Origin of the sequence: Yimella sp. cx-51, from assembly GCF_017654605.1 — a bacterium.
Lineage (GTDB): Bacteria > Actinomycetota > Actinomycetes > Actinomycetales > Dermatophilaceae > Yimella.
Window position 1 is genome coordinate 1,660,150 of sequence record NZ_CP072113.1, and the last position, 20,524, is coordinate 1,680,673.

A 20,524-nucleotide genomic window follows, 5' to 3' on the forward strand; every position below is an offset into this window, starting at 1 on the left:
TCAGTCGATGGTGAGCAGCAGCTTGCCGGTCGTCTCCCGGCCCTCCAGGGCCTGGTAGGCCTCGGCTGCGCGCTCCAGCGCGAAGCGTCCACCGATCTCGAGGTGCAGTTTGCCTTCGGCGAGACCGCCCAGCACATCGCTCGCGCGCCACAGCAGTTCGTCGCGGTCGAGCAGGTAGCTACCGAGCGTCGGGCGGGTGACGAAAAGTGAGCCGCCGGTATTGAGGCGCTGCAGGTCGAAGGGAGGCACCTGACCGCTCGCGCCGCCGAAGAGCACCATCATCCCGCGCGGTCGAAGGCTGGCGAGGGAAGCGTCGAAGGTCGCCTTGCCCACGCCGTCGTAGACGACGTCCACCCTGCGCCTGGCCAATCGGCGCACTTCGTCGCTGAGGGCCTCACCGGTCACCTCGCGGTAGTCGATCGTGTGCGTAGCGCCGAGGTCGCGGGCGATCTGTAGCTTCGCCTCGCCGCCGGCAGTGGCGACCACGTCCGCGCCCTTGGCGGTGATCATCTGCACCAACAGTTGACCGACGCCGCCGGCCGCGGCATGCACGAGAGCGACCTGTCCCTTCTGCACGGGGAAGGTCGACTCCACGAGGTAGTGGGCGGTCATGCCCTGCAGCATCGCGGCCGCCGCGATGTCGAGGCCGAGCCCGTCTGGCACCGGGACGACGACGCGTGCGGGCACATTGACCAATTCGGCTGCGCTGCCTGCGGATTGGCCCCAGGCGACGCGATCGCCCACCGCCAGGTCGGTGACGTCTGCTCCGACGGCGACGACCTCTCCCGCGGCCTCCTCACCCAGGACGAACGGTGTCTGACCGGGGTAAACGCCCTGGCGCTTGTAGACGTCGATGAAGTTGACCCCGATCGCGGCCACCTTCACCTGCACTTGGTCTGCCGCCGGTGCAGCCACCTCGACGTCCTGCACTGCCAGGACGCTGCCGTCGCCGTGTTCGGTCACTCTCAATGCGCGTGTCATGGAGCAAGCCTAGGAGGACGCCGGGCCGCAGAGGGCCCGAAGGCTTCCGCCGGCGCTCGGCGAGGCGCATACTACGGTCATGGACGACCGTTCAAGTCTGCACATCGATCATCTGCCACGGCACGCGTTCGGCGATGACGCGCTCGGATCGGGCGATGCCACGGAGGTGGGCGAGCAGGTGCGCACCGGTGAGGTGAGCCCGGCTGAACTCATTGATGCCGCCATTTCGCGTCTGAAGCGAGTGCAGGATCAGCTCAACATCGTCGCGCACACCGACTTCGACCGAGCCCGTGAGCGCGCCCGATCTGATGCCGCTTCAGGGGTGTTCGCGGGGTTGCCGACCTTGTTCAAGGACAACGTGTGGGTCGCGGGTGCGCCGATGACACACGGGACGAACGCACTGCCGTCGGCGCCACGTGATCGTGACGGCGCGTTCACGACGCAGTACCTCTCCACCGGAGTCATCCCGATCGGCACCTCCCAGATGCCCCCCATGGGATGGACGGCCACCACCGAGCGGGTCGCCGGCGATGTCACCCGCAACCCATGGAACCCTGCTCACTCGTCCGGTGGGTCTTCCGGTGGCTCCGCGGTCGCCGTGGCGACAGGCGTCGTCCCGATCGCACACGGCAACGACGGTGGCGGCTCGGTGCGCATCCCGGCATCGGCGTGCGGACTGGTGGGCCTGAAACCGTCCCGCGGGCGGGTGCGACCCGACCTGTGCACTGCCTCCATGCCGGTTGACATCGTCAGCAACTCAGTGCTGACCCGCAGCGTCCGAGACACCGCGGCTGCCTTCGCCGCCTTCGAACAGCATTGGCGCCCGGCCAAGCTCGAACCGATCGGTCAGGTCACCGGCCCGGGCGAAGACCGGCTGCGGATCGGGGTGCTGGTCGACTCACCCTTCGCACCACCGTCCGATGCCGACACCCGGGAAGCCGTGAACACTGCGGCCGAGTTGCTCGGTGGTCTCAGACACCACCTGGACGACTACACCCCCACGGTGTCGCCGCACTTCAAGGACGACTTCATCGACTACTACTCGATGATGGCGCTCGGGTCGTACAGCGACGGCAAACGGCTGTTCGGTGAGGGTTTCGATCGCACGAAGTTCGACCCGATGACCATCGGTCTCGCCCGTCGTGCGCGCCGTCGGCTGCACCGCGCACCGATCTACCTCGCCCGCATGGCAGCGACCGCCCGTCAGTACGAACGCAACTTCGGCGATGTCGACGTCGTGCTCACCCCGGTGCTCACCCACGAACCGCCGAAGATCGGCTATCTCGCGGCCGACATGGACTGGCGCGTGCATCTCGACCGGGTGAGTGCCTTCGCCGGTTTCACCCCGCTGCACAATGCCGCGGGCGCGCCGTCCATCTCCGTGCCGATGACGTTGTCACACAACGGACTTCCCATCGGGGTGATGCTCTCGGCACGTCGCGGTCAGGAGCGTCTGCTGCTGCAGATCGCGTACGAGATTGAGCAGGCCCGGCCGTTCGCCTCACTGCGCGACCAGCCGCACGCGAACGCTCATTCGAAGGGTGTCGGATCTCCCGCTCCTACCCGCACGACCTCCGGATAGCCGGAGGAGAAGTCGACGACCGTCGTCGGCTCCACGCCGCACTCGCCCGAGTCGATCACCGCGTCCACCTCGTGGTCGAGACGCTCCTTGATCGACCAACCGTCGACCATCGGCTCCTCCTCGCCCGGCAGCAACAAGGTGCTGGTGAGCAGCGGCTCCCCCAAGGTGCTCAGCAGTGAGTGCACCACCGGGTGGGTCGGAATGCGGACGCCGACCGTCTTCTTCTTGGCGTGCATGAAGCGCCGCGGCACTTCAGTGGTGGCCGGCAGGATGAAGGTGTAGCTCCCTGGCGTCGCGGCCTTCAGGGCACGGAACACCTTGTTGTCGATGATGACGAACTGCCCCAACTGGGCGAAGTCGTGACACATCAAGGTGAAGTGGTGCTTGTCGTCCAACTGCCGGATGCGAATGATGCGGTCCTTGGCATCGGCGTTGCCCAGCATCGCGCCGAGCGCGAAACAGGAATCGGTCGGGTAGGCGATCAGCCCGCCGTCGCGCAGGATGTCGACCGCCTGCGCGATGCGACGGGGCTGCGGGTCGACCGGGTGGACATCGATGTATCGGGCCATGCACTCAAATCTAGGCCCTGGTCCACGTGGGTGGCCACGGTCAGTCGGCGATGTCCATCGTGACGTCGGCGCCGAGCTGGACCGTGCGGCTGACCGTGCAGAGGCGATCGTGGGAGAGTTCGACGGCGTCCGGCAGCACGGCCCGCGCGGCGTCGCCGGCTTCGCCCTCGGGAAAGGTCACTTCGAATCTCACGGTGATCGGACCCATGTGGTTGTGCTGCTCGTCACGCAGCTTCTCCCCCGATGCGGTCACTTCGAAGGAAGACGGTTCGCAGCGGCGCGAGGTGATGATGTCGACATCGATCGCCGAACAGCCGGCAATGGCGGTGAGCAGCAGCTCCACCGGAGTGAATCGTTGGTCACCGCCGCTGCCGAAGTCGAGTTCGCCGCCTCGGGCGTTCACCGCACGGAACGAACCGGCCTCGGTGCGTCGAAGGGAAATGGAACGCATCGCCTCAGGGTTGGTCATGGCATCAAGCCTGCCACTAGCGTTGCCCGGCATGAGCCTGCCCGTGGAAAACTCCATCGTTCTGATCCGGCACGGCGAGACCGAATGGTCACGCTCCGGGCAGCACACCGGCACCACCGATCTCCCCCTCCTACCTGAAGGTGAGGCATGTGCGCGGCGTGCGGGTGACCTGCTGCAGGAGATGAATTTCGTTGCGGCGTACAGCTCCCCGATGCTGCGCGCCCGGCACACCGCTGAGCTCGCCGGGCTCACGGACGTCCGGATCGCGCCGGAACTACGTGAGTGGGACTACGGCGGCTACGAGGGCCTGACCACGCCGCAGATCCGCGAGCTCACCGGCGATCCCACCTGGGAGATCTTCAAGGACGGCACCGTGCCCGGCAAGACGCCTGGCGAGTCGGTGTGGGACGTCGCAGCGCGGGTGTCGCACGTGCTCGCCGAGGTCACCCCGATGCTGGATGAAGGCAACGTCGCACTCGTCGCGCACGGTCACTCCCTGCGCATCCTGACGTCGGTGTTCCTGCAGATGAGCCCGCGCTTCGGGATGCGCCTGTTGCTCGCCCCCGGCGCGGTGTCGATGCTGGGTTTCCACCACGGTCAACCCGCGATCCAGGTGTGGAACAGGCAGACCTACGCCGACTGATACGACGCTGACCCGATCAGCTCGGCAACTCCCAGGTGTGCACAGGCGCGTTGTCGTTCATACCCACCAGGTAGCGCTCCATCATGCCCACCAAGGCATCGGCGCGTGTCATTCCCTTGGCTTCCAACGCATTGACGCACGCGATCTGCCAGGTCGCCCCATTGACTCCCGCTCGGCAGCGGTCTTCGACCACCCCGAGGAAACGATCGCGGACGCTCTGCGCCACACCCCACTTCGCCAGACCCTCGTGGGCCAGCGGTAGGAGGTGCCGCAGGATGAGCTCGTCGGAGGCCACCTCGCCGAAACCGGGCCAGTAGACCTTGGCGTCCAGACTGCGACGAGCGCACTGGGTGAAGTTTTCATCGGCCGCCGAGAAACTCATCCGGGTCCACACCGGACGCTCGTCCTCGGCCAGCATCCGCACGACGCCGTAGTAGAAGGCGGAGTTGGCAATGGTGTCGACGATCGTCGGGCCCGCCGGCAGGACGCGGTTCTCCACGCGCAGGTGCGGCTTGCCGTCGACGATGTCGTAGATCGGCCGGTTCCAGCGGTAGACGGTGCCGTTGTGCAGGCGCAGTTCGGACAGCGCCGGAGCGTCACCGGCCTCGAAGACCGCCACCGGGTCTTCGTCGCTGCACTCGGGCAACAAGGCCGGGAAGTAGCGGACATTCTCCTCGAACAGGTCGAAGATCGAGGTGATCCAGCGTTCGCCGAACCACACGCGCGGCCGCACACCCTGGTTCTTCAGCTCCACGCTGCGGGTGTCGGTGGCCTGCTTGAACAGCGGGATGCGGGTCTCGTGCCACAACTGCTTGCCGAAGAAGTAGGGCGAGTTGGCGCCCAGGGCCAACTGCAGCGACGACAGCGCCTGCGCCGCATTCCAGTAGGCGGCGAACTGCAGCGGCTGCACCTGCAGGTGCAATTGCACTGAGGTGCAAGCAGATTCGGGTGCGATCGTGTCGGCGAAGGTGGCCAGACGTTCGCCGGTCGGGCCCTCGATGTCGATGAAGAGGTCTTCGCCACGTGCGTTGAAGATGGCTTCGTTCAGCGCGGCGTACCGGGTGTTGGCGCTCATCCACTCGGTGTGGAAGTGCTCGGGCATGATCGTCGGCAGGATGCCCACGGTGACGATCCGGGCCCCGGCCTGCTGCGCGAGGTCGTCAGCGCGGTTGAGGCTGGCTCGGAGGTCCTTCTCCAGCTTCAACGCCTCGTCGCCGGGCATCGGCCTGGGGCTGACGTTGAGCTCGATGTTGTACTGCCCGAGCTCGGTCTGATAGTCGCTGTCGTGGATGCTCTCCAGCACCGCGGCGTTGTTCATGGTGGGCTGCATGTCGGCGTCGACGAGGTTCATCTCGATCTCCATGCCGGTCAGCTGCCGCTCGAACTCGAAACCCCGTGTGTGCAGCATGCGTTCGAATACGTCGAGATCCTGTCGCACCTTCTCGCGGTAGCGCTGCCTCTCCTCGCGGGTGTACGCAGTGCCTGCGATGTCGGAACCCATGGCCACTCCTTGTGATGAGAACTGCGCACAACGTAACTGCAGGACGCCGTCGATGTGGCCCTGTTCGCCAATGGGATACCGCACATTTTCCCAGTCGGTCCGGTAGCCGGATCCGTGTTGCTGCCGAACCTTGTCGGTGGCGGCACCTAGCCTCGCAGCATGCGCTTGCTCCACACCTCCGACTGGCACCTGGGACGTTCGTTCCATGGCGTCGGGCTGCTTGATGCGCAGCGCACCTATCTCGACCACTTGGTGCAGGTAGTCCATGAGCATTCCGTCGACGTCGTGCTGGTGGCCGGCGACGTGTACGACCGCGCGTTGCCCGCTCCCGACACCGTCAGTGCGCTCGACCACGCGCTGGTGCAACTGCTCGACACCGGCGCTCAGGTAGTCATCTCCAGCGGCAACCATGATTCGGCCCGACGTCTCGGCTTCGGCTCGCGCCTCCTGTCGCAGGTAGGCCTGCACATCGTCACCGATGTCAGTCAGATCGGGCAGCCGGTGCTCGTCGGCGACACCGCGATCCACGCCATCCCCTATCTGGAGCCGGCGGTCGTCGCTGATGCCCTGGGCGCCACCAAGCGCACCCACGCCGCCGTCATGCGAGCTGCCATGGAGAAGGTGCACGCGGCCTCGCCCGGTGATCGTGTCGTGGTGATGGCCCATGCTTTCGTGGCCGGTGCCACCACCAGCGACTCCGAGCGTGATGTCTCGGTGGGAGGCCTGGGCGTCATCCCGGTCGATGTCTTCGACGGCATCGACTACGTCGCGCTCGGCCATCTGCACCGGCCGCAGCAGCTACGGCCGCACGTTCGCTACAGCGGTTCGCCGATGGCCTTCTCCTTCAGCGAGGCCGGCCAACAGAAGTCGTCCGTGCTGGTCGACCTCGAAGCCGGCACGCAAGACGACATTCCTACGCCGGTGGCACGGCCGCTCGCCCGACTGCAGGGCGAATTGGAAGCACTGCTCGACGACCCCCAGCACGAGTGGGCCACCGATGCGTGGTGCGAAGTCACGCTCACCGACGCCTTACAACCGGTTTCGGCGATGGACCGCATCCGCAGCCGATTCCCGCACACGCTCGCGCTGCGTTTTGCACAGAACGCGTCGCCCGGCCAGACGACCAGCTACGCGCACCGCCTACGGGCTCGTGCCGATCTGGACGTATGCTGCGGCTTCGTTGAGCATGTGCGTTCCACACCGATGGACGACGCGGAGCTGACGCTCGTCGAGGACGGCCTGGCTGCGGTGCGCCTCGCCCGGCTGAGCGCTGACGACGAAGCCGGGGCCGACACCTCGCGGCAGGGCGTGGCGTGAAGCTGCACCATCTGCAGTTGCGGGCTTTCGGACCCTTCGGCGGCGACGAGCAGATCGACTTCGACACCCTGGGAGCCAGCGGGCTGTTCCTCATGCACGGCCCGACCGGCAGCGGAAAGACGAGTGTGCTCGACGCCATCTGTTTCGCCCTCTTCGCCTCCGTGCCCGGCGGGCGCACCGGCCAGGCCGAACGTCTGGTCAGCGACCACGCCGAGGCCGGCACCAAGCCGATGGTGCGCCTGGAGTTCACCCTTGCCGGGCGACGCCTGCGCATCACCCGCACTCCTGCCCATCTTGCAGCCAAGAAGCGCGGCTCTGGCACCACCCGCAGGCAGCCCTCGGTGCTGATCGAGGAACGCCTCGCAGGCGCCTGGCACGCACTGAGCAACCGCGCTGACGAGACCGCCGATCTGCTCGACGACCTCCTCGGCATGGGCCTGCACCAGTTCACCCAGGTGGTGCTGCTACCTCAGGGTGAATTCGCCGCCTTCCTGCGCGCGAAGGCCGACGACCGTGCGGCACTGCTGCAAAGACTCTTCGACATCTCCCGCTTCAGCGATCTCGAGGCGTGGCTCGCCCAGGAGCGCCGCGAATGCGTTGCCGCGGTCGCCGCCAATGACCAGGCCATCCAGACCGCCGTCGTGCGCGTCGAGGAGTCGTTGGTCGATCACGCGGCGGTGATCGAGCGCTGGCGCGCAGCAGAGGTCACCGCGCTGCCTGCGCAGATCGCGGCGACCGAAACCGTTGTCCAGCAGCAACTGACCGAGGCGATGGCACTCGCCGACGCCTCGGCCGCCGCCGCCGAAGCAGCGCAGACCGCCCACGACCACGCTGTGGTGGTGGCGCAGTTGCAACGTCAGGCCGGCGAAGCGCGTTCGGTGATCAAGGCGTGGTCCGAACAACAGGACGAGGCCGACGCGACCCGTTCCGCCCTCGACCAGCACGACCGCGCCCTGCGGGTCGTGCCCTTGCACCGGTCGGCGACCCGCGCGGCCACCCGGCTTGAGGCCCGCCGCAGCGAACTCACCGCACTCGAAACCGGCTTGCTGGCCGACCACGGCGAAGATGTCGACACCGACGAGCTGACGCGGGCGCTTGCTCGTGGTCGCGAGTCATTGCAGCTGGCTGGCGAAGCGATGCGCGAACATCGCAGGAGCAGCACCCGGCGTCCCGGGTGCGATCGTGACGTCGCTGCCGCACAACCTCACCGCGACGCGCTCGCCCACCAGATGGTCGACCTCGACATCCGGCTGACGATGCTCGACGACACCATCGCGGCGGCGCAGCAGGTCATCGATGAGTCTGCGCACTGCGAACGCCAACGTGAGCTGCTGGACGAATGGCGAACGGCCGAACGTGACCGCATCGGCGCCGAATCCGTGCGGGACGAAACAGCCACCCAGCAGTCGGACGCACGCACGAGGTTCACCGCCGCTGAGAGCACGGTGCTGCGCCTGCGGACACAGCGTCTGGCGGGCATGGCCGCCGAGCTGGCTGCTGGCCTCGACGACGACTCACCGTGCCCGGTGTGCGGATCATGCGAGCACCCACAACCAGCCACCCTTGCCGAACGCGTCACCCAGGAAGCCGTCGACGCCGCCGAACAAGCCGCGGCCACTTCCCGCACCCAACTGGACGACGCCTCCGCCCGTTTCGCCGCTGCACAGGCAAATGTGATCGCGGCGCAGAAACGTGCCGAACAGATCAGCACGCAGTGGGAGCAATTGGGCGGCAGCACCCTCGACCAAGCGAGCAGCCCTGCACTTCGACTCGAAGTTGAGGCTGCGGTGCGCGCGCTGCAGCAGGCGCGAACCACAACCAGAGCTGCCCGCACCGAACGCGCGACCATCGAACCCGAGGGTGATGCGCTGCGGAGCCGCCTGAAAGGTGCCGAGGAGTCGCTCACCGAAAAGCGTGCTGCCCTCGCCGCGCTCGACCGACAGATCGCCGAAGCCGACGACACCCGGCAGCGCGCCTGGCAGACCCACCTGGAGCGGTGCGTGTGCAGCGCCAGCGACCACGGCGTCGAGCAAGCCATCAGCCGCCACGCCGCCCTTGGTGATCGCCTGGCCGAGCTAGACCGCCGTCGTGCTGCGGTCGCCGTCCTGATCAGCGAGTTGGACGAGGCCACCACGTCGTTGAACCGTCAGGTCGAAGATGAAGGTTTTGACTGCCTGGACGACGCGCTCGCAGCGGTCATCCCGGCCGCACAGGCTCAACAGATGCGCAGCCAGTTGGCGCAGGCCGAAGCCGCCGTCGAGCGGGCCCGCGGCGTCCTGGCCCAATCCGATGTCGCAGCGGCGGATGCCCTCGAGCCGATCGATCTGCCGAGCAGCGAGGCGCGTCGCCGAGAGGCGATGACTGCTGGGCGTCGGGCCCGCACCGCGCTGGACGACGTCCGGCGAGCAGCCCACAGCCTGCGACGACTCGACGCCGAAGTGACCACTTTGTTGCAGGCGTCCGCCCACGACCGCGACCGCCTCCCCGCGCTGCAGCGAATGGCCGACCTGGCGGCGGGTAGCGGCGACAACTCGTTGCGCATGCGACTGTCGGCCTACGTGCTGGCGGCGCGCCTCGAAGAAGTGACGGCGCTGGCCAACCACCAGCTGAGCGTGATGTCGGCCGGGCGTTACCAACTGGCCCACACCGACGCCCTGGCGCGTGGCGGGGCCCGCAGCGGCCTGAGCCTGCAGGTGCGCGACTCCTGGACGGGCACCAGCCGCGACACCGCGACGCTCTCCGGCGGCGAGACCTTCATGGTGTCGCTGGCCCTGGCGCTCGGCCTCGGTCAAGCCGTGCTGCACGACACCGGCGGACGTCCGCTGCAGACCCTCCTGGTCGACGAGGGCTTCGGCACGCTCGACGACGAATCCCTCGAACTGGTCATGCACGTGCTCGACGAACTGCGCTCGGGCGGCCGCACGGTCGGCATCGTGAGCCATGTCGGAGAGCTGCGCATCCGGGTGCCTGCACAGATCCAGGTGCGCAAGACCGAGCAGGGATCGTCGGTGAGGGTACATGTCGCCGCCTGAGCCGCGCCATCCCGGCGCGGCCGTACGACGAGACAAACATCACGTGGAACACTTGCGCCATGCGCACGATTCGTCAGTCCCGCAAACTTCAAGGCGTCCGTTACGACGTGCGCGGCCCCATCCTCGTCGAGGCCCAGCGACTGGAGGCTGAGGGTCACCGCATCCTGAAGCTCAACATCGGCAACACCGCACCATTCGGCTTCGAAGCACCGGAGGCGATCGTCGCCGACATCGTGCAGGCGCTGCCTGACTCCCAGGGCTACAGCGATTCGCGCGGCATCTACAGTGCGCGCACCGCCGTGGCGCAGTACTACCAATCGAGAGGCTTCCGCGAAGCGGTCGTCGACGACGTCTACATCGGCAATGGCGTTTCCGAGCTCATCTCTATGGTCTTGCAGACCTTCATCGACGACGGCAACGAGATCCTCGTGCCCGCGCCCGACTATCCCCTCTGGACCGGCGCGGTGACCCTGTGTGGCGGGGTGCCGGTGCACTACCGGTGCGACGAGGAGAACGGCTGGAATCCCGACCTTGCCGACATCGAGTCGAAGATCACCGAGAACACTCACGCGCTGGTGATCATCAACCCCAACAACCCCACCGGCGCCGTCTACTCCGCCGACACGGTCAAGGGCTTGATCGACATCGCTCGTCGCCACGATTTGGTGGTGATGGCTGACGAGATCTACGAGAAGATCATCTTCGATGGAGCCGAGCACCACCACGCCGCCACTTACGCCGGCGACGATGTGCTCTGCCTGACCTTCAGCGGCTTGTCGAAGGCCTACCGGGTGTGCGGTTACCGCGCCGGGTGGGTATTCGTCACCGGCCCGAAACACCTCGCCACCGATTTCCTCGAGGGGCTCACGTTGCTGGCAAATATGCGCATGTGCGCAAATGTTCCGGCACAACACGCAATCCAGACTGCCCTCGGCGGCTACCAGTCAGTGGACGACCTGTGCGCCCCGGGCGGCCGGTATTACGAGCAGTCCAAACTCGCCGCAACATTGCTGAACGACATTCCGGGCGTGAGTTGTGTTGAACCACGGGGAGCTTTGTACTGCTTTCCCAAGCTCGACCCCGCGGTCTACCCGATCAAGGACGATCAGCAGTTCGTCATCGACCTGCTGCGCGCCAAGAAGATCCTGGTCACCCACGGCACCGGCTTCAACTGGTTCGAACCCGATCACTTCCGGCTCGTCACCCTCCCGGACGTCGAGACACTCACCGAGGCGATCGGCCGCATCGACGACTTCCTCGCCGCGATGCGCTGAGGGCTGGTCAGCCCTCAGCGCACTCAGTCTCAGCCGTTCGACGACGCAGACTCACCGGAGCCGGTCGTCGATACCGACGCCTGAGTGCTCGTGGGAGCCGGGCTCGCAGTCGATGTCGGCACAGCCGTCGACGTCGGGGCCTGGGTGATCGAGCTCGACGACTTCGCTGATGGCGCGGGGGCGGTGCTGGTCGAAGGGATAGGCTGCACGTCGACGATCTTGCAATCCTTGCACGGTGGCGTGGCCGAAGCGGTTAACCCGAGCAACGGGTCGGGCGTGGGACTGGAAATACCTTGCGACGGTATGTACCAACTGTACGGAGCCGTGCCGGCGATCGAAACATTGGAACTGTTCGGCTCACCCTCGATGCCGAAGTCGATCACACAGCAGGCATCTGCCGTCGCGGTCGCAGCAGGCATCTTGAGCACGACGTCCGCTACCTCACCTTCAGGATCGCTGATTGTGCCAATCGTGGTGCCAGTGCAGTTGACCGACCCCTGCACCGCCTTGACCTGCCACAAGCTGAACGGCCCGCCGCCCAGGCTGACCGTGGCGTCACGAATAGTGATCTCGGTGTCGTACGGGATGTTGTGGCACACCTGCACCCGCACCACGTAGCCCTTGGTGATGCCGGTCGGCTTCTCGCAGGAGGCACCCGGCGTCTTGCAGGCGACACCCAGCGGCTTAAACCACACCTGATACCCCGAAGCCGCGTGCGCCGCGACATGAGCTCCGAACGCGATGGTCGGTGCCGCCCACGCAACCCCTCGCGTGAGGTTGCGCCGGGTGACCCCTCGTCGCAGCTGGTCAGGATCGGTGTTGATCGGCGCTTTGATGGTGGTCATCGCTCTCCCTGGGTAGGTACAGGTGAAGTCAACCACCATGTCCACTCACATATATGCAGTTTCATCGCATGAATTGGGAAATTGCGGATAATTCATGTGGTTGCAACTAACCTGTACCTGACACAACGAGTTTCTTCGTAAGGGTTTGCCCCAAATAGCACCCTTAAGGGTGAGTGAATTTCTTGAGACTCTATTGGTCATCGATTCAGCCACCGATCCCGAAACGGGATCAGTGGCTGAATGAGTGCTCCGGACGTGGCGCCGATCAGTCCTCGTACGCCTCCGGCGACGGGCACGAGCAGATCAGGTTGCGGTCGCCGTACGCACCGTCGACCCGGCGCACCGGCGCCCAGTACTTACGCAACGGGTCGAGGCCTGCCGGGTAGACCGCGTCCTCACGTGAGTACGGGTGGTCCCAGTCGCCGACCAGACTGCGGGCGGTGTGCGGTGCGTGCCGCAGGACGCTGTCCTGCGCCGGCACCTTGCCGTCGATGACTTCCTGGATCTCGGCACGAATCGCGATCATGGCGTCGCAGAAGCGGTCGATCTCCTCCAGCGACTCTGACTCGGTCGGCTCCACCATGAGCGTGCCCGCAACGGGGAAGGACATCGTGGGTGCGTGGAAGCCGAAGTCGATGAGGCGCTTGGCCACGTCGTCAACCGTGACGCCGGAGTCCTTCGTCAAACCGCGCAGGTCGAGGATGCACTCGTGCGCAACGAGGCCGCCTTCGCCGGTGTAGAGCACCGGGAAGTGCTCGTCCAGACGCTTGGCGATGTAGTTGGCGTTGACCACAGCTGCCTCGGTGGCTTCGGTGAGGCCCTCGCCGCCCATGAGCCGCACATAGGCCCAGGAGATCGGCAGGATCGAGGCCGAACCGAAGGGCGCGGCCGAGATCGGACCGACTCCGGTCTCCGGGCCGGCGTGTGCCGACAGCGGGTGGTTCGGCAGGAACGGCGCGAGGTGCGCGCGCACACCCACCGGACCGACACCGGGGCCACCGCCACCGTGCGGGATGCAGAACGTCTTGTGCAGGTTCAGGTGCGACACGTCGCCACCGAACTTGCCCGGCTGCGCCATGCCGACCAGGGCGTTGAGGTTGGCACCATCGACATACACCTGGCCGCCGGCTTCGTGCACGAGGTCGCACAACTCCGTGATGGTGTCCTCGTACACACCGTGCGTCGAGGGATAGGTGACCATGATCGCGGCGAGGTTCTCGCCGTGTTGCTTGAGCTTCAGCTTCAGGTCGTCCATGTCGATCTCACCGGTCGGAGCGGTCTTGACCACCACGACCTTCAGGCCGGCCATCGCGGCCGAGGCAGCGTTGGTGCCGTGGGCCGATGCCGGGATCAGGCAGACATTGCGGTGGCTGTCGCCGTTCGACTCGTGGTAGGCGTGGATCGCCAGCAGGCCGGCGAACTCTCCCTGCGATCCGGCGTTCGGCTGCAGCGAGACCGCGTCGTAACCGGTGATCGCACACAGCCATTGCTCGAGTTCGCCGACCAGTTCACGAATGCCGACGGTCTGCTCCGCGGGCGCGAACGGGTGCAGGTTGGCGAACTCCGGCCAAGTCACCGACTCCATCTCGGTGGTGGCGTTGAGCTTCATCGTGCACGAGCCGAGCGGAATCATTCCGCGGTCGAGGGCGTAGTCGCGATCGGACAACGAGCGCAGGTAACGCAGCATCTGCGTCTCGCTGTGGTGGGAGTTGAACACCGGATGACCCAGGTACTCGGACTCGCGGACCAGGGACGCAGCAAAGGTCGGCTCACCATCAGCCGGTACGGGCGCGTTGACACCGAAGGCTGCCGCGACACCGGCGAGTTCTTCGTCTGTCGTGGTCTCGTCGACGCTCACGCTCACGTGGTCTGCGTCGACCCGCCAGATGTTGATACCCCGATCAAGGGCCGCCTCGACGACGGAGTCGGCGCGTCCCTCGACGGAAACGGTGAGGGTGTCGAAGAAGCTGTCAGCGACGAGGTCGGCTCCACCTGCACGGAGCACTGCTGCCAGGCCGACTGCCTTGCCGTGCACCTCGGAGGCGATGCGGCGCAGGCCGGCGGGTCCGTGGTAGACGGCGTACATCGAGGCCATCACCGCCAGGAGCACCTGAGCGGTGCAGATGTTGCTGGTGGCCTTTTCCCGCCGGATGTGCTGCTCACGCGTCTGCAGAGCCAGGCGGAACGCGGGTGCGCCATCGGCGTCGACCGAGACACCGACGAGCCGGCCCGGGAGGTTGCGCTCGAGGCCCTCGCGCACACACATGTATCCCGCGTGCGGGCCGCCGAAGCCCATCGGAACACCGAAGCGCTGGCTGGTGCCGACGGCGATGTCGGCGCCCCACTCCCCCGGCGACTTCAGCAGGGTGAGCGCAAGCAGGTCTGCTGCGGCGGTCACGAGGCCACCCGCCTCGTGGGTTGCGGATGCCAGGGCACTCCAGTCGACGATCTCGCCGTTGGCGTTCGGGTACTGCACCACGACACCGAAGACCGGACGTTCACCAGCAGCGGCACGCAGTTCATCGGCGGTGGAGATCGAACGCAGATCGGCGACCACGAGTTCGATGCCGACGGCGTCGGCGCGTGTCTGGGTGACCGCGATCGACTGCGGCAACACCTGCGCGTCGACCAACAGCACCGAGTCGTCCTTGGCACGGGTGGAACGGTGCATCAACGACATCGCCTCGGCGACCGCCGTGCCCTCGTCCAGCAGGCTCGCTGAGGAGGTCTGCAGACCGGTGAGGTCGGCGACCACCGTCTGGAAGTTGAGCAGGGCCTCGAGCCGCCCCTGTGAGATCTCGGGCTGGTAGGGCGTGTAAGCGGTGTACCAGGCGGGATTCTCGAGGATGTTGCGCTTGATGACACCCGGCGTGTGGGTGCCGTAGTAGCCCAGACCGATCATCGAGGTCAGCACCTGGTTACGACCGGCCTTGTCGCGCAGCTCAGCCAGCACGGCCGCTTCGCTGGGGGCGACCACGACATCGAGAGCGTCCGACATCCGGATCGTGCCGGGGATGGCGCGGTCGATGAGTTCGGACACACTGGAATAACCGATTGTCTTGAGCATCGTGTCGACCTCGTCCTGGGCCGGGCCGATGTGACGGCTGACGAAATCGGGGGTGTTCTGGGACGTCATGCTCTTCCTTCGACGAGGGTGCGATGCGGGCGCCTCCCCATCTGTCGGCGTGCGCCTTCAGAGCTGCCTCATCCGGGCGGTCCGGTGGCCTGAGAGGTTCTGGGGAGAATTGCCCCTTCGGCGCCACCACCGTTGTGGGCGGAGGACTCTCCCGCCCGGTGTCGTGAGCTGCGCCAAATTTAGCATCGAGCGATCTGCATCACTCCCCTGGCGTGAGGTGCCCACGCAAAGAACCCTCCGCCTGGGAAGGCGGAGGGTTCGAGCGCGAGAAGTCGGTGCCGCTCAGACTGCCTTACGGCGCTCGCGGCGTGAACGGAGTTCGTCGCCGGGGTGCTCGGCCGGGGTGTCGGCGTCGGGGCGCTCGGAGGGAAGCTCCGACAGCGTGAATTCGACCTCGCGCCAGACGGTGCCGAGCGCGATGCCGAAGACACCCTGACCGCCGCGGATGAGGTCGATGACCTGATCGTCGGAGGTGCATTCGTAGACGCTGGCGCCGTCGGACATCAAGGTGATCGTGGCGAGGTCGTCGACGCCGTGGTCACGCAAAGCAGCGACGGCGATGCGGATCTGCTGCAGTGAGACTCCGGTGTCGAGCAGCCGCTTGACCACCTTCAGTACGAGGATGTCGCGGAAGCTGTAGAGACGGTGGTTGCCCGAGCCAGAGGGGTTGCGCACGGACGGCTCGACCAGACCGGTGCGGGCCCAATAGTCGAGCTGGCGGTAGGTGACGCCAGCGGCACGGCAGGCGGCGGGACCGCGGTAACCCAGTTCGCCGGCGTCGACCTGCTGCGAGGCAGCATCGAGCGGGGCCTCCAGCGGAGCCGGAGCCTGGGAGCCGGCGGGCTGCACATCAGCGCGGGCCATGGCTACCTCTTTCCTTCGTACGTCCGTGGCGCGCACTCGCGCGCCTGCCAAGAAAGGTACGGCCCTTACCGGTGGGGGTCAACGACGACAACCGGCGTGTCACGGCCGGTTTGGACACGAATCCAAACTTCAATGTCTAGTTGACGGTTAAGAATTTCAGTCTCGATCGTCCGGTTTTTCGTCGGTTTCGGCCGTCTCGAAGTCCTCGGCGGAGACCTGGTCGAGGAACTCTCGGAACTTCTCCACCTCGTCCTCCTGTTCCATCTCCATCACCACGCCGACTTCGTCGAGAATCGTGTCGTCGACGTACACCGCAGTGCCCGCACGCAGTGCCAGTGCGATGGCGTCGGAGCTGCGGGCGTCGATCCGGCGTCCGTCGGCGAGTACGAGCTCGGCATAAAAGACACCTTCGTCCATCGAGACGATGTCGACGTGCGACAGGCGCGCGCCCAGGGTGTCGACCAGGATCAGCATGAGGTCATGGGTGAGCGGACGCGGCGGCTCGACACCTTCCAACACATGGGCGATCGCTGCGGCCTCGGGCGCTCCGATCCAAATGGGCACACAACGCCCACTGGCCGTCTCCCGCAGAATCACGATCGGCTTGTTCGTCGGCATCTCCACCCGGACGCCCAAGACCTCAACCTGCTTCACGTTGCCGCCTCGCCTTCCGGAATTGCAGAACCTTGTGGCCGACGCACGGCACCGATGTGGAACATCGGCTGCCGCACTGGGCTCAACGCTACCCCTGCAGACCGGCGCGGACGAGTGCGAGGTGCAGCGCGAGACACTCCCGCATGAGTTCGGTGCGATCGGATTCGGTGGGGCCGTAGCTGAGTTGTTGGATCAGACCCAACTCACGATCGGCCGCCAGCCGGAACGGGCGCAGATGGCGGGCACCAACACCGTGGGCCATCAGGGCCCCGGCCGACCGGGCGATCTGCAGCGCCCCCGCATCGAAGTAGCCGTCGCTGTCGGGCTTGACCAGACCGAAGTCGACGATGTCGCGCACCGCCTGCGCGTCGAGCTGCGCTGCGGTCGCCAGTTCGGTGGCCGACAGACGAAGTCGCCCACCGTCGACCTCAGCCAGATCGGCGACGGTCGGGGCGTCGGGGTCGATCGGCACCGAAGGAACAGCCGGACGCTGGTCGGCGGCTGGTTCGAGGCCGCGGTCGAATGCGTCGAGAGCCTCTCGGATGACCTTCAGCGGCCAGAAGCGGTCGCGCTGGCAGCGCAACACGAAGCGGAGACGTTCGACGTCACGCTCGGTGTATCTGCGGTAGCCACTCTCGGCGCGCTGCGGACTCACCACGCCCTGAGCGTCCAGGAAACGCACCTTCGACAGGGTGAGGTCGGGGAATTCCTCGGTCAGCCGTCCGAGTACGGCGCCGATCGCAAGGGTCGGCTGCTGATCGGTCACGAACCGACGGGGGCGCCGTAGTAGACGAATCGGAACTTTCCGATGTGCACCTCGTCACCGTTGCGCAACTGCGCGGCATCGGTGATCTGGCCATTGACATAGGTGCCGTTCAACGACCCGACGTCGACCACGGAGTAGCCCTCGGGTCCGCGGCGGAACACTGCGTGCCGGCGAGAGACCGTCACGTCGTCCAGGAAGATGTCACTGTCGACGTGACGGCCGCTGCCGATCTCTTCGTCGTCCAGCAGGAAGCGTGCTCCTGTGTTCGGCCCCCGCAGGGCGATGAGCAGCGCGGTGCCGGGCCGCAGTGCGTCGACCATTGCCTGGTCGGACTGCGACAGACCCAGCTCCCCGGCGAATTCGGCCGGTACCAGGGCGTCGGAGCCCACGGTGAAACGAGCCGTGGCGTCGCCCGCGGGCTGGCCTGCGTAGGGGTTGCGCTGATCATTCATCCGGAGAGCCTATGTCAATTCGTCGTCGGGACAGGTCAGCTCAGCGATGCCTTGTAGGCGTCGACGTCGAGCAGTTCGCCAGCAGCATCGGCGTCGGCCAGCTTGAGTTCATACATCCAGCCCTCGCCGTAGGGGTCGGAGTTGACCAACTCGGGCGTGGCCTCGAGCTGCTCGTTGACCGCGGTGACCTCGCCCTCGAGGGGCGCGTAGAGGTCGCTCACCGACTTGGTCGACTCGACCTCGCCGCACGAGTCGCCCGCCGACAGGGTGTCGCCCACGGTCGGCGTGCTCACGTAGACGACATCGCCGAGCGCGTCCTGTGCGAAAGAGGTGATGCCGATGCGCACGACACCGTCGCCCTTGTCCTGCACCCATTCGTGGTCGCTCGTGTAACGAAGGTCGGCCGGGTAGTCGAGCTCGCTCATCATGTCTCCTGTCGCAAGGCGCGTTATCGCGGTGATGTGTCCGGCTGAGCGTATCCAGGCGTCTTCTCGGACCGCAACGCAGTCACCGCAATTGAGCTCTTCGACTGCACGGCGGCGCTAATTCCCAACTGGCGCAACGTCTCCACGACTCCACCGGGAATGGCGAGGGCGGTCGACATGGTGTGGGAGTCGCCGATCGCGCGAACGACATAAGGGCCGGTCAGCACGTGCCCATCGACGATCAATTTGCCTTCGAGCGAGGTGCCGAACCAACTGTTCGCCACCACCCGCACCGAGCCGATCTGGATCGCTTCGGCGCCGGCGTCCCGCAACTCCTGGACGGTGTCGAGCATGTTGTTGGCGGAGATCTTGCTCGAGGGATCAGTCACGGTGATCTCGATGCCCGGGCCGGTCGCCGGCATGGTGCCGGCGAGGATGCCGAGCGCCGCGAGACGGTCTTCGGCGGCCTTGACCGCTGCGGCGTCACCGCCGCCGGAACGCAGCGAGTCGCGGGTGCGGGTGAGCCGGTCGATGTCCTGACCGAGCTTGTTCCCCTGCTGGTTGACACCGTCGAGCAGCGTCACGAGGTCTTCCTGACGCATGTTTTCCAGGCCCGAGGCACGGTACTGCTGCACCTGGGTGACCATCGCGAACCCGAGCAGCAGCGCGAGCACTGTCGACAGCAGATTGGCCTTGGTCAGGCGTGGCCGGCCCATGCGGGCCAGGCGTCCCCAGCCCTGCGACTTGGTGCTGACCGGGCCCTGACCAGAGGTGGGAGTGGAGTCGTCCTGTTGCTGGCTCATGCGTGGAAGAGGTGTCGACGGATGGAGGCAACATTGCTGAAGATGCGCAGACCCAGCACGACGACCACACCCGTCGACAGTTGCGAACCGACTCCCAGCTGGTCACCGAGGAAGACGATGAAGGCGGCGACCAACACGTTGGACAGGAACGACACGACGAAGACCTTGTCGTCGAAGATGCCGTCGAGCACCGCTCGCACCGCGCCGAACACTGCGTCGAGCGCGGCGATGACGGCGATCGGCAGATACGGCTGCAGCCACAGCGGGACGTCCGGGGACAACACGACACCGAGCACGAGACCGGCCACCAGGCCGAGAGCAGGAATCACTTGTTCTCCTTCGCGGAACGTGCATAGTTCAGGGCGACCGACGGTGCCGCCGGGATCGAGAGGTTCTTGCGGGCGTCGTAGGCCGAGGAGATGCCGAAGCCCTTCGTCAGACCGGCCAGGTAGGTGCCGCCACTGTTCTTCTGGAAGTCGGCGTACATCGTCGAGGGTCCGATCGCCGAGATGGCGTAGGGCGGCACGAGTGGACGGAAGTTGACCAGGATCGCCTGCCCCGCGAACCGGATCGCGCTGAGCGAGGTCAGCCGTTGGCCGTTGATCGAAATGGCCTCGGCGCCGGCCTGCCACAACCCGTTGACGACCACCTGCAGGTCGGAGGAGCTGACCCGGCCGGTATCGGAAGAACCACTGCGTGGGTCGCCCTGCGCGTCCGTGCCGGCACCGGTGGAGTCCTTCACCGTGAGCACTCCCCCGGCTCCGGTGACCGCGACCGCCCCGGTGAGGGTCTCCAGGTCGCGCAGGTCATTGCTGACGTCCGGCTTGTTGCTCCGGGCCAGGGCGGAGTCCTGCAGCCGAGCGATCTCGCCGTCGAGCGACTTCACCGAGCCGGAGCGGGTGTCGATCAGCTTCTGACCGTCGTTGATCCGCGAGACGAGTTGGTCATGGGTCTTCTTGGCCTCGCCCAGCGGCACCCGCAGCGCCATGGCGCTCATGGCCAGGCCGAAGCCGATGAGGAAGACCGCGAGCACGAGCAGGGGCGAGTGGGTGCCGGACGACGGCGGCAGGCCCGCGGCCCGGCGCTTCTGCGCTTCCGCCTCGTACGCGGGGTCGAGCGGATGCCGGATGACGTCATTGATGAGGCTCATGGACGCCGCCGGATCTCGGGGACCAGGCTGTCGCTCGGGCGCGAGCTTGGGCAGGCGTAAC

Annotated in this window: 19 protein-coding genes and 1 riboswitch; of the genes, 5 read left to right on the plus strand and 14 right to left on the minus strand. The window is 66.4% G+C overall.

Annotated elements, in window-relative coordinates; genetic code table 11:
* Positions 1-981 (minus strand): quinone oxidoreductase, encoded by a 981-nt coding sequence (locus J5M86_RS07885; RefSeq protein WP_188061142.1) that lies wholly within the window; start codon positions 979-981, stop codon positions 1-3.
* Between the two features lie 79 nt (positions 982-1,060).
* Here J5M86_RS07885 and J5M86_RS07890 point away from each other — a divergent pair, with 79 nt between their 5' ends.
* Positions 1,061-2,563, plus strand: a complete 1,503-nt coding sequence (locus J5M86_RS07890) for an amidase (RefSeq protein WP_208964996.1) — start codon at positions 1,061-1,063, stop codon at positions 2,561-2,563.
* Here J5M86_RS07890 and J5M86_RS07895 read toward each other — a convergent pair.
* Positions 2,512-3,132, minus strand: a complete 621-nt coding sequence (locus J5M86_RS07895) for an L-threonylcarbamoyladenylate synthase (protein ID WP_188061141.1) — start codon at positions 3,130-3,132, stop codon at positions 2,512-2,514. The two genes, J5M86_RS07890 and J5M86_RS07895, sit on opposite strands and share 52 nt — an antisense overlap.
* A 40-nt stretch (positions 3,133-3,172) precedes the next feature.
* Positions 3,173-3,601, minus strand: coding sequence for an OsmC family protein (locus J5M86_RS07900; RefSeq protein WP_188061140.1), 429 nt, complete (start codon positions 3,599-3,601; stop codon positions 3,173-3,175).
* Positions 3,602-3,632: 31 nt separating this feature from the next.
* Here J5M86_RS07900 and J5M86_RS07905 point away from each other — a divergent pair, with 31 nt between their 5' ends.
* A complete protein-coding gene (locus J5M86_RS07905) occupies positions 3,633-4,244 on the plus strand; it encodes a histidine phosphatase family protein (protein ID WP_188061139.1) in 612 nt (203 codons plus the stop codon).
* A 16-nt stretch (positions 4,245-4,260) separates the two neighbouring features.
* On the opposite strand, the gene J5M86_RS07910 is transcribed toward J5M86_RS07905, so the two are convergent.
* Complete coding sequence (locus tag J5M86_RS07910) at positions 4,261-5,745, minus strand: glutamate--cysteine ligase (RefSeq protein ID WP_188061138.1); 1,485 nt, start codon at positions 5,743-5,745, stop codon at positions 4,261-4,263.
* A 159-nt stretch (positions 5,746-5,904) separates the two neighbouring features.
* Here J5M86_RS07910 and J5M86_RS07915 point away from each other — a divergent pair, with 159 nt between their 5' ends.
* Genes J5M86_RS07915 through J5M86_RS07925 form a run of 3 tightly spaced genes read left to right on the plus strand, consistent with a single transcriptional unit; the run spans position 5,905 to position 11,368 of the window.
* On the plus strand, positions 5,905-7,062 hold the full coding sequence (locus J5M86_RS07915) for an exonuclease SbcCD subunit D (protein ID WP_188061137.1): 1,158 nt from the start codon (positions 5,905-5,907) through the stop codon (positions 7,060-7,062).
* On the plus strand, positions 7,059-10,094 hold the full coding sequence (locus J5M86_RS07920) for an AAA family ATPase (RefSeq protein ID WP_188061136.1): 3,036 nt from the start codon (positions 7,059-7,061) through the stop codon (positions 10,092-10,094). Before J5M86_RS07915 ends, J5M86_RS07920 begins: the two co-directional genes overlap by 4 nt.
* A 59-nt stretch (positions 10,095-10,153) precedes the next feature.
* Complete coding sequence (locus tag J5M86_RS07925; protein ID WP_188061135.1) at positions 10,154-11,368, plus strand: pyridoxal phosphate-dependent aminotransferase; 1,215 nt, start codon at positions 10,154-10,156, stop codon at positions 11,366-11,368.
* A gap of 29 nt (positions 11,369-11,397) precedes the next feature.
* Here the strand turns inward: J5M86_RS07925 and J5M86_RS07930 are convergent, their stop codons facing one another.
* The 10 genes from J5M86_RS07930 to J5M86_RS07975 all read right to left on the minus strand — a co-directional run bounded on the left by J5M86_RS07930 (position 11,398) and on the right by J5M86_RS07975 (position 20,463).
* Positions 11,398-12,213, minus strand: coding sequence for a hypothetical protein (locus J5M86_RS07930; protein ID WP_188061134.1), 816 nt, complete (start codon positions 12,211-12,213; stop codon positions 11,398-11,400).
* A 265-nt stretch (positions 12,214-12,478) separates the two neighbouring features.
* Positions 12,479-15,349, minus strand: coding sequence for an aminomethyl-transferring glycine dehydrogenase (gene gcvP, locus J5M86_RS07935; RefSeq protein WP_188061133.1), 2,871 nt, complete (start codon positions 15,347-15,349; stop codon positions 12,479-12,481).
* Between the two features lie 67 nt (positions 15,350-15,416).
* A riboswitch (glycine riboswitch) is annotated at positions 15,417-15,513 on the minus strand.
* A gap of 118 nt (positions 15,514-15,631) precedes the next feature.
* Positions 15,632-16,213: a MerR family transcriptional regulator gene (locus tag J5M86_RS07940; RefSeq protein ID WP_188061132.1), complete on the minus strand. Its 582-nt coding sequence runs from the start codon at positions 16,211-16,213 to the stop codon at positions 15,632-15,634.
* A gap of 156 nt (positions 16,214-16,369) precedes the next feature.
* The gene (locus tag J5M86_RS07945; RefSeq protein WP_188061131.1) at positions 16,370-16,867 is read right to left on the minus strand and encodes a bifunctional nuclease family protein; all 498 of its coding nucleotides are present in this window, start codon (positions 16,865-16,867) and stop codon (positions 16,370-16,372) included.
* Between the two features lie 88 nt (positions 16,868-16,955).
* A complete protein-coding gene (locus J5M86_RS07950; RefSeq protein ID WP_188061130.1) occupies positions 16,956-17,633 on the minus strand; it encodes a MerR family transcriptional regulator in 678 nt (225 codons plus the stop codon).
* The gene (locus J5M86_RS07955; protein ID WP_188061129.1) at positions 17,630-18,085 is read right to left on the minus strand and encodes an FHA domain-containing protein; all 456 of its coding nucleotides are present in this window, start codon (positions 18,083-18,085) and stop codon (positions 17,630-17,632) included. Before J5M86_RS07955 ends, J5M86_RS07950 begins: the two co-directional genes overlap by 4 nt.
* A 35-nt stretch (positions 18,086-18,120) precedes the next feature.
* Entirely contained in the window at positions 18,121-18,510 is a 390-nt protein-coding gene (gene gcvH, locus J5M86_RS07960; RefSeq protein ID WP_188061128.1) for a glycine cleavage system protein GcvH, read from the minus strand.
* A gap of 23 nt (positions 18,511-18,533) precedes the next feature.
* Entirely contained in the window at positions 18,534-19,313 is a 780-nt protein-coding gene (locus tag J5M86_RS07965) for a DUF881 domain-containing protein (protein ID WP_188061127.1), read from the minus strand.
* Entirely contained in the window at positions 19,310-19,642 is a 333-nt protein-coding gene (locus J5M86_RS07970) for a small basic family protein (RefSeq protein ID WP_188061126.1), read from the minus strand. The genes J5M86_RS07965 and J5M86_RS07970 overlap by 4 nt, the downstream gene beginning before the upstream one ends.
* Positions 19,639-20,463 (minus strand): DUF881 domain-containing protein, encoded by an 825-nt coding sequence (locus tag J5M86_RS07975; RefSeq protein ID WP_188061125.1) that lies wholly within the window; start codon positions 20,461-20,463, stop codon positions 19,639-19,641. Before J5M86_RS07975 ends, J5M86_RS07970 begins: the two co-directional genes overlap by 4 nt.
* Between the last annotated feature and the right edge of the window lie 61 nt (positions 20,464-20,524).

What these genes read in the sequence shown, in the direction of transcription:
- J5M86_RS07915 (WP_188061137.1), top strand. Translation starts at nt 5,905, where the DNA reads ATGCGCTTGCTCCACACCTCCGACTGGCACCTGGGACGTTCGTTCCAT.
- J5M86_RS07905 (WP_188061139.1), top strand. Translation starts at nt 3,633, where the DNA reads ATGAGCCTGCCCGTGGAAAACTCCATCGTTCTGATCCGGCACGGCGAG.
- J5M86_RS07910 (WP_188061138.1), bottom strand. Translation starts at nt 5,745, where the DNA reads ATGGGTTCCGACATCGCAGGCACTGCGTACACCCGCGAGGAGAGGCAG.
- gcvH (WP_188061128.1), bottom strand. Translation starts at nt 18,510, where the DNA reads ATGAGCGAGCTCGACTACCCGGCCGACCTTCGTTACACGAGCGACCAC.
- J5M86_RS07885 (WP_188061142.1), bottom strand. Translation starts at nt 981, where the DNA reads ATGACACGCGCATTGAGAGTGACCGAACACGGCGACGGCAGCGTCCTG.
- J5M86_RS07930 (WP_188061134.1), bottom strand. Translation starts at nt 12,213, where the DNA reads ATGACCACCATCAAAGCGCCGATCAACACCGATCCTGACCAGCTGCGA.
- gcvP (WP_188061133.1), bottom strand. Translation starts at nt 15,349, where the DNA reads ATGACGTCCCAGAACACCCCCGATTTCGTCAGCCGTCACATCGGCCCG.
- J5M86_RS07965 (WP_188061127.1), bottom strand. Translation starts at nt 19,313, where the DNA reads ATGAGCCAGCAACAGGACGACTCCACTCCCACCTCTGGTCAGGGCCCG.
- J5M86_RS07975 (WP_188061125.1), bottom strand. Translation starts at nt 20,463, where the DNA reads ATGAGCCTCATCAATGACGTCATCCGGCATCCGCTCGACCCCGCGTAC.
- J5M86_RS07940 (WP_188061132.1), bottom strand. Translation starts at nt 16,213, where the DNA reads ATGGCCCGCGCTGATGTGCAGCCCGCCGGCTCCCAGGCTCCGGCTCCG.
- J5M86_RS07895 (WP_188061141.1), bottom strand. Translation starts at nt 3,132, where the DNA reads ATGGCCCGATACATCGATGTCCACCCGGTCGACCCGCAGCCCCGTCGC.
- J5M86_RS07890 (WP_208964996.1), top strand. Translation starts at nt 1,061, where the DNA reads ATGGACGACCGTTCAAGTCTGCACATCGATCATCTGCCACGGCACGCG.
- J5M86_RS07900 (WP_188061140.1), bottom strand. Translation starts at nt 3,601, where the DNA reads ATGACCAACCCTGAGGCGATGCGTTCCATTTCCCTTCGACGCACCGAG.
- J5M86_RS07925 (WP_188061135.1), top strand. Translation starts at nt 10,154, where the DNA reads ATGCGCACGATTCGTCAGTCCCGCAAACTTCAAGGCGTCCGTTACGAC.
- J5M86_RS07955 (WP_188061129.1), bottom strand. Translation starts at nt 18,085, where the DNA reads ATGAATGATCAGCGCAACCCCTACGCAGGCCAGCCCGCGGGCGACGCC.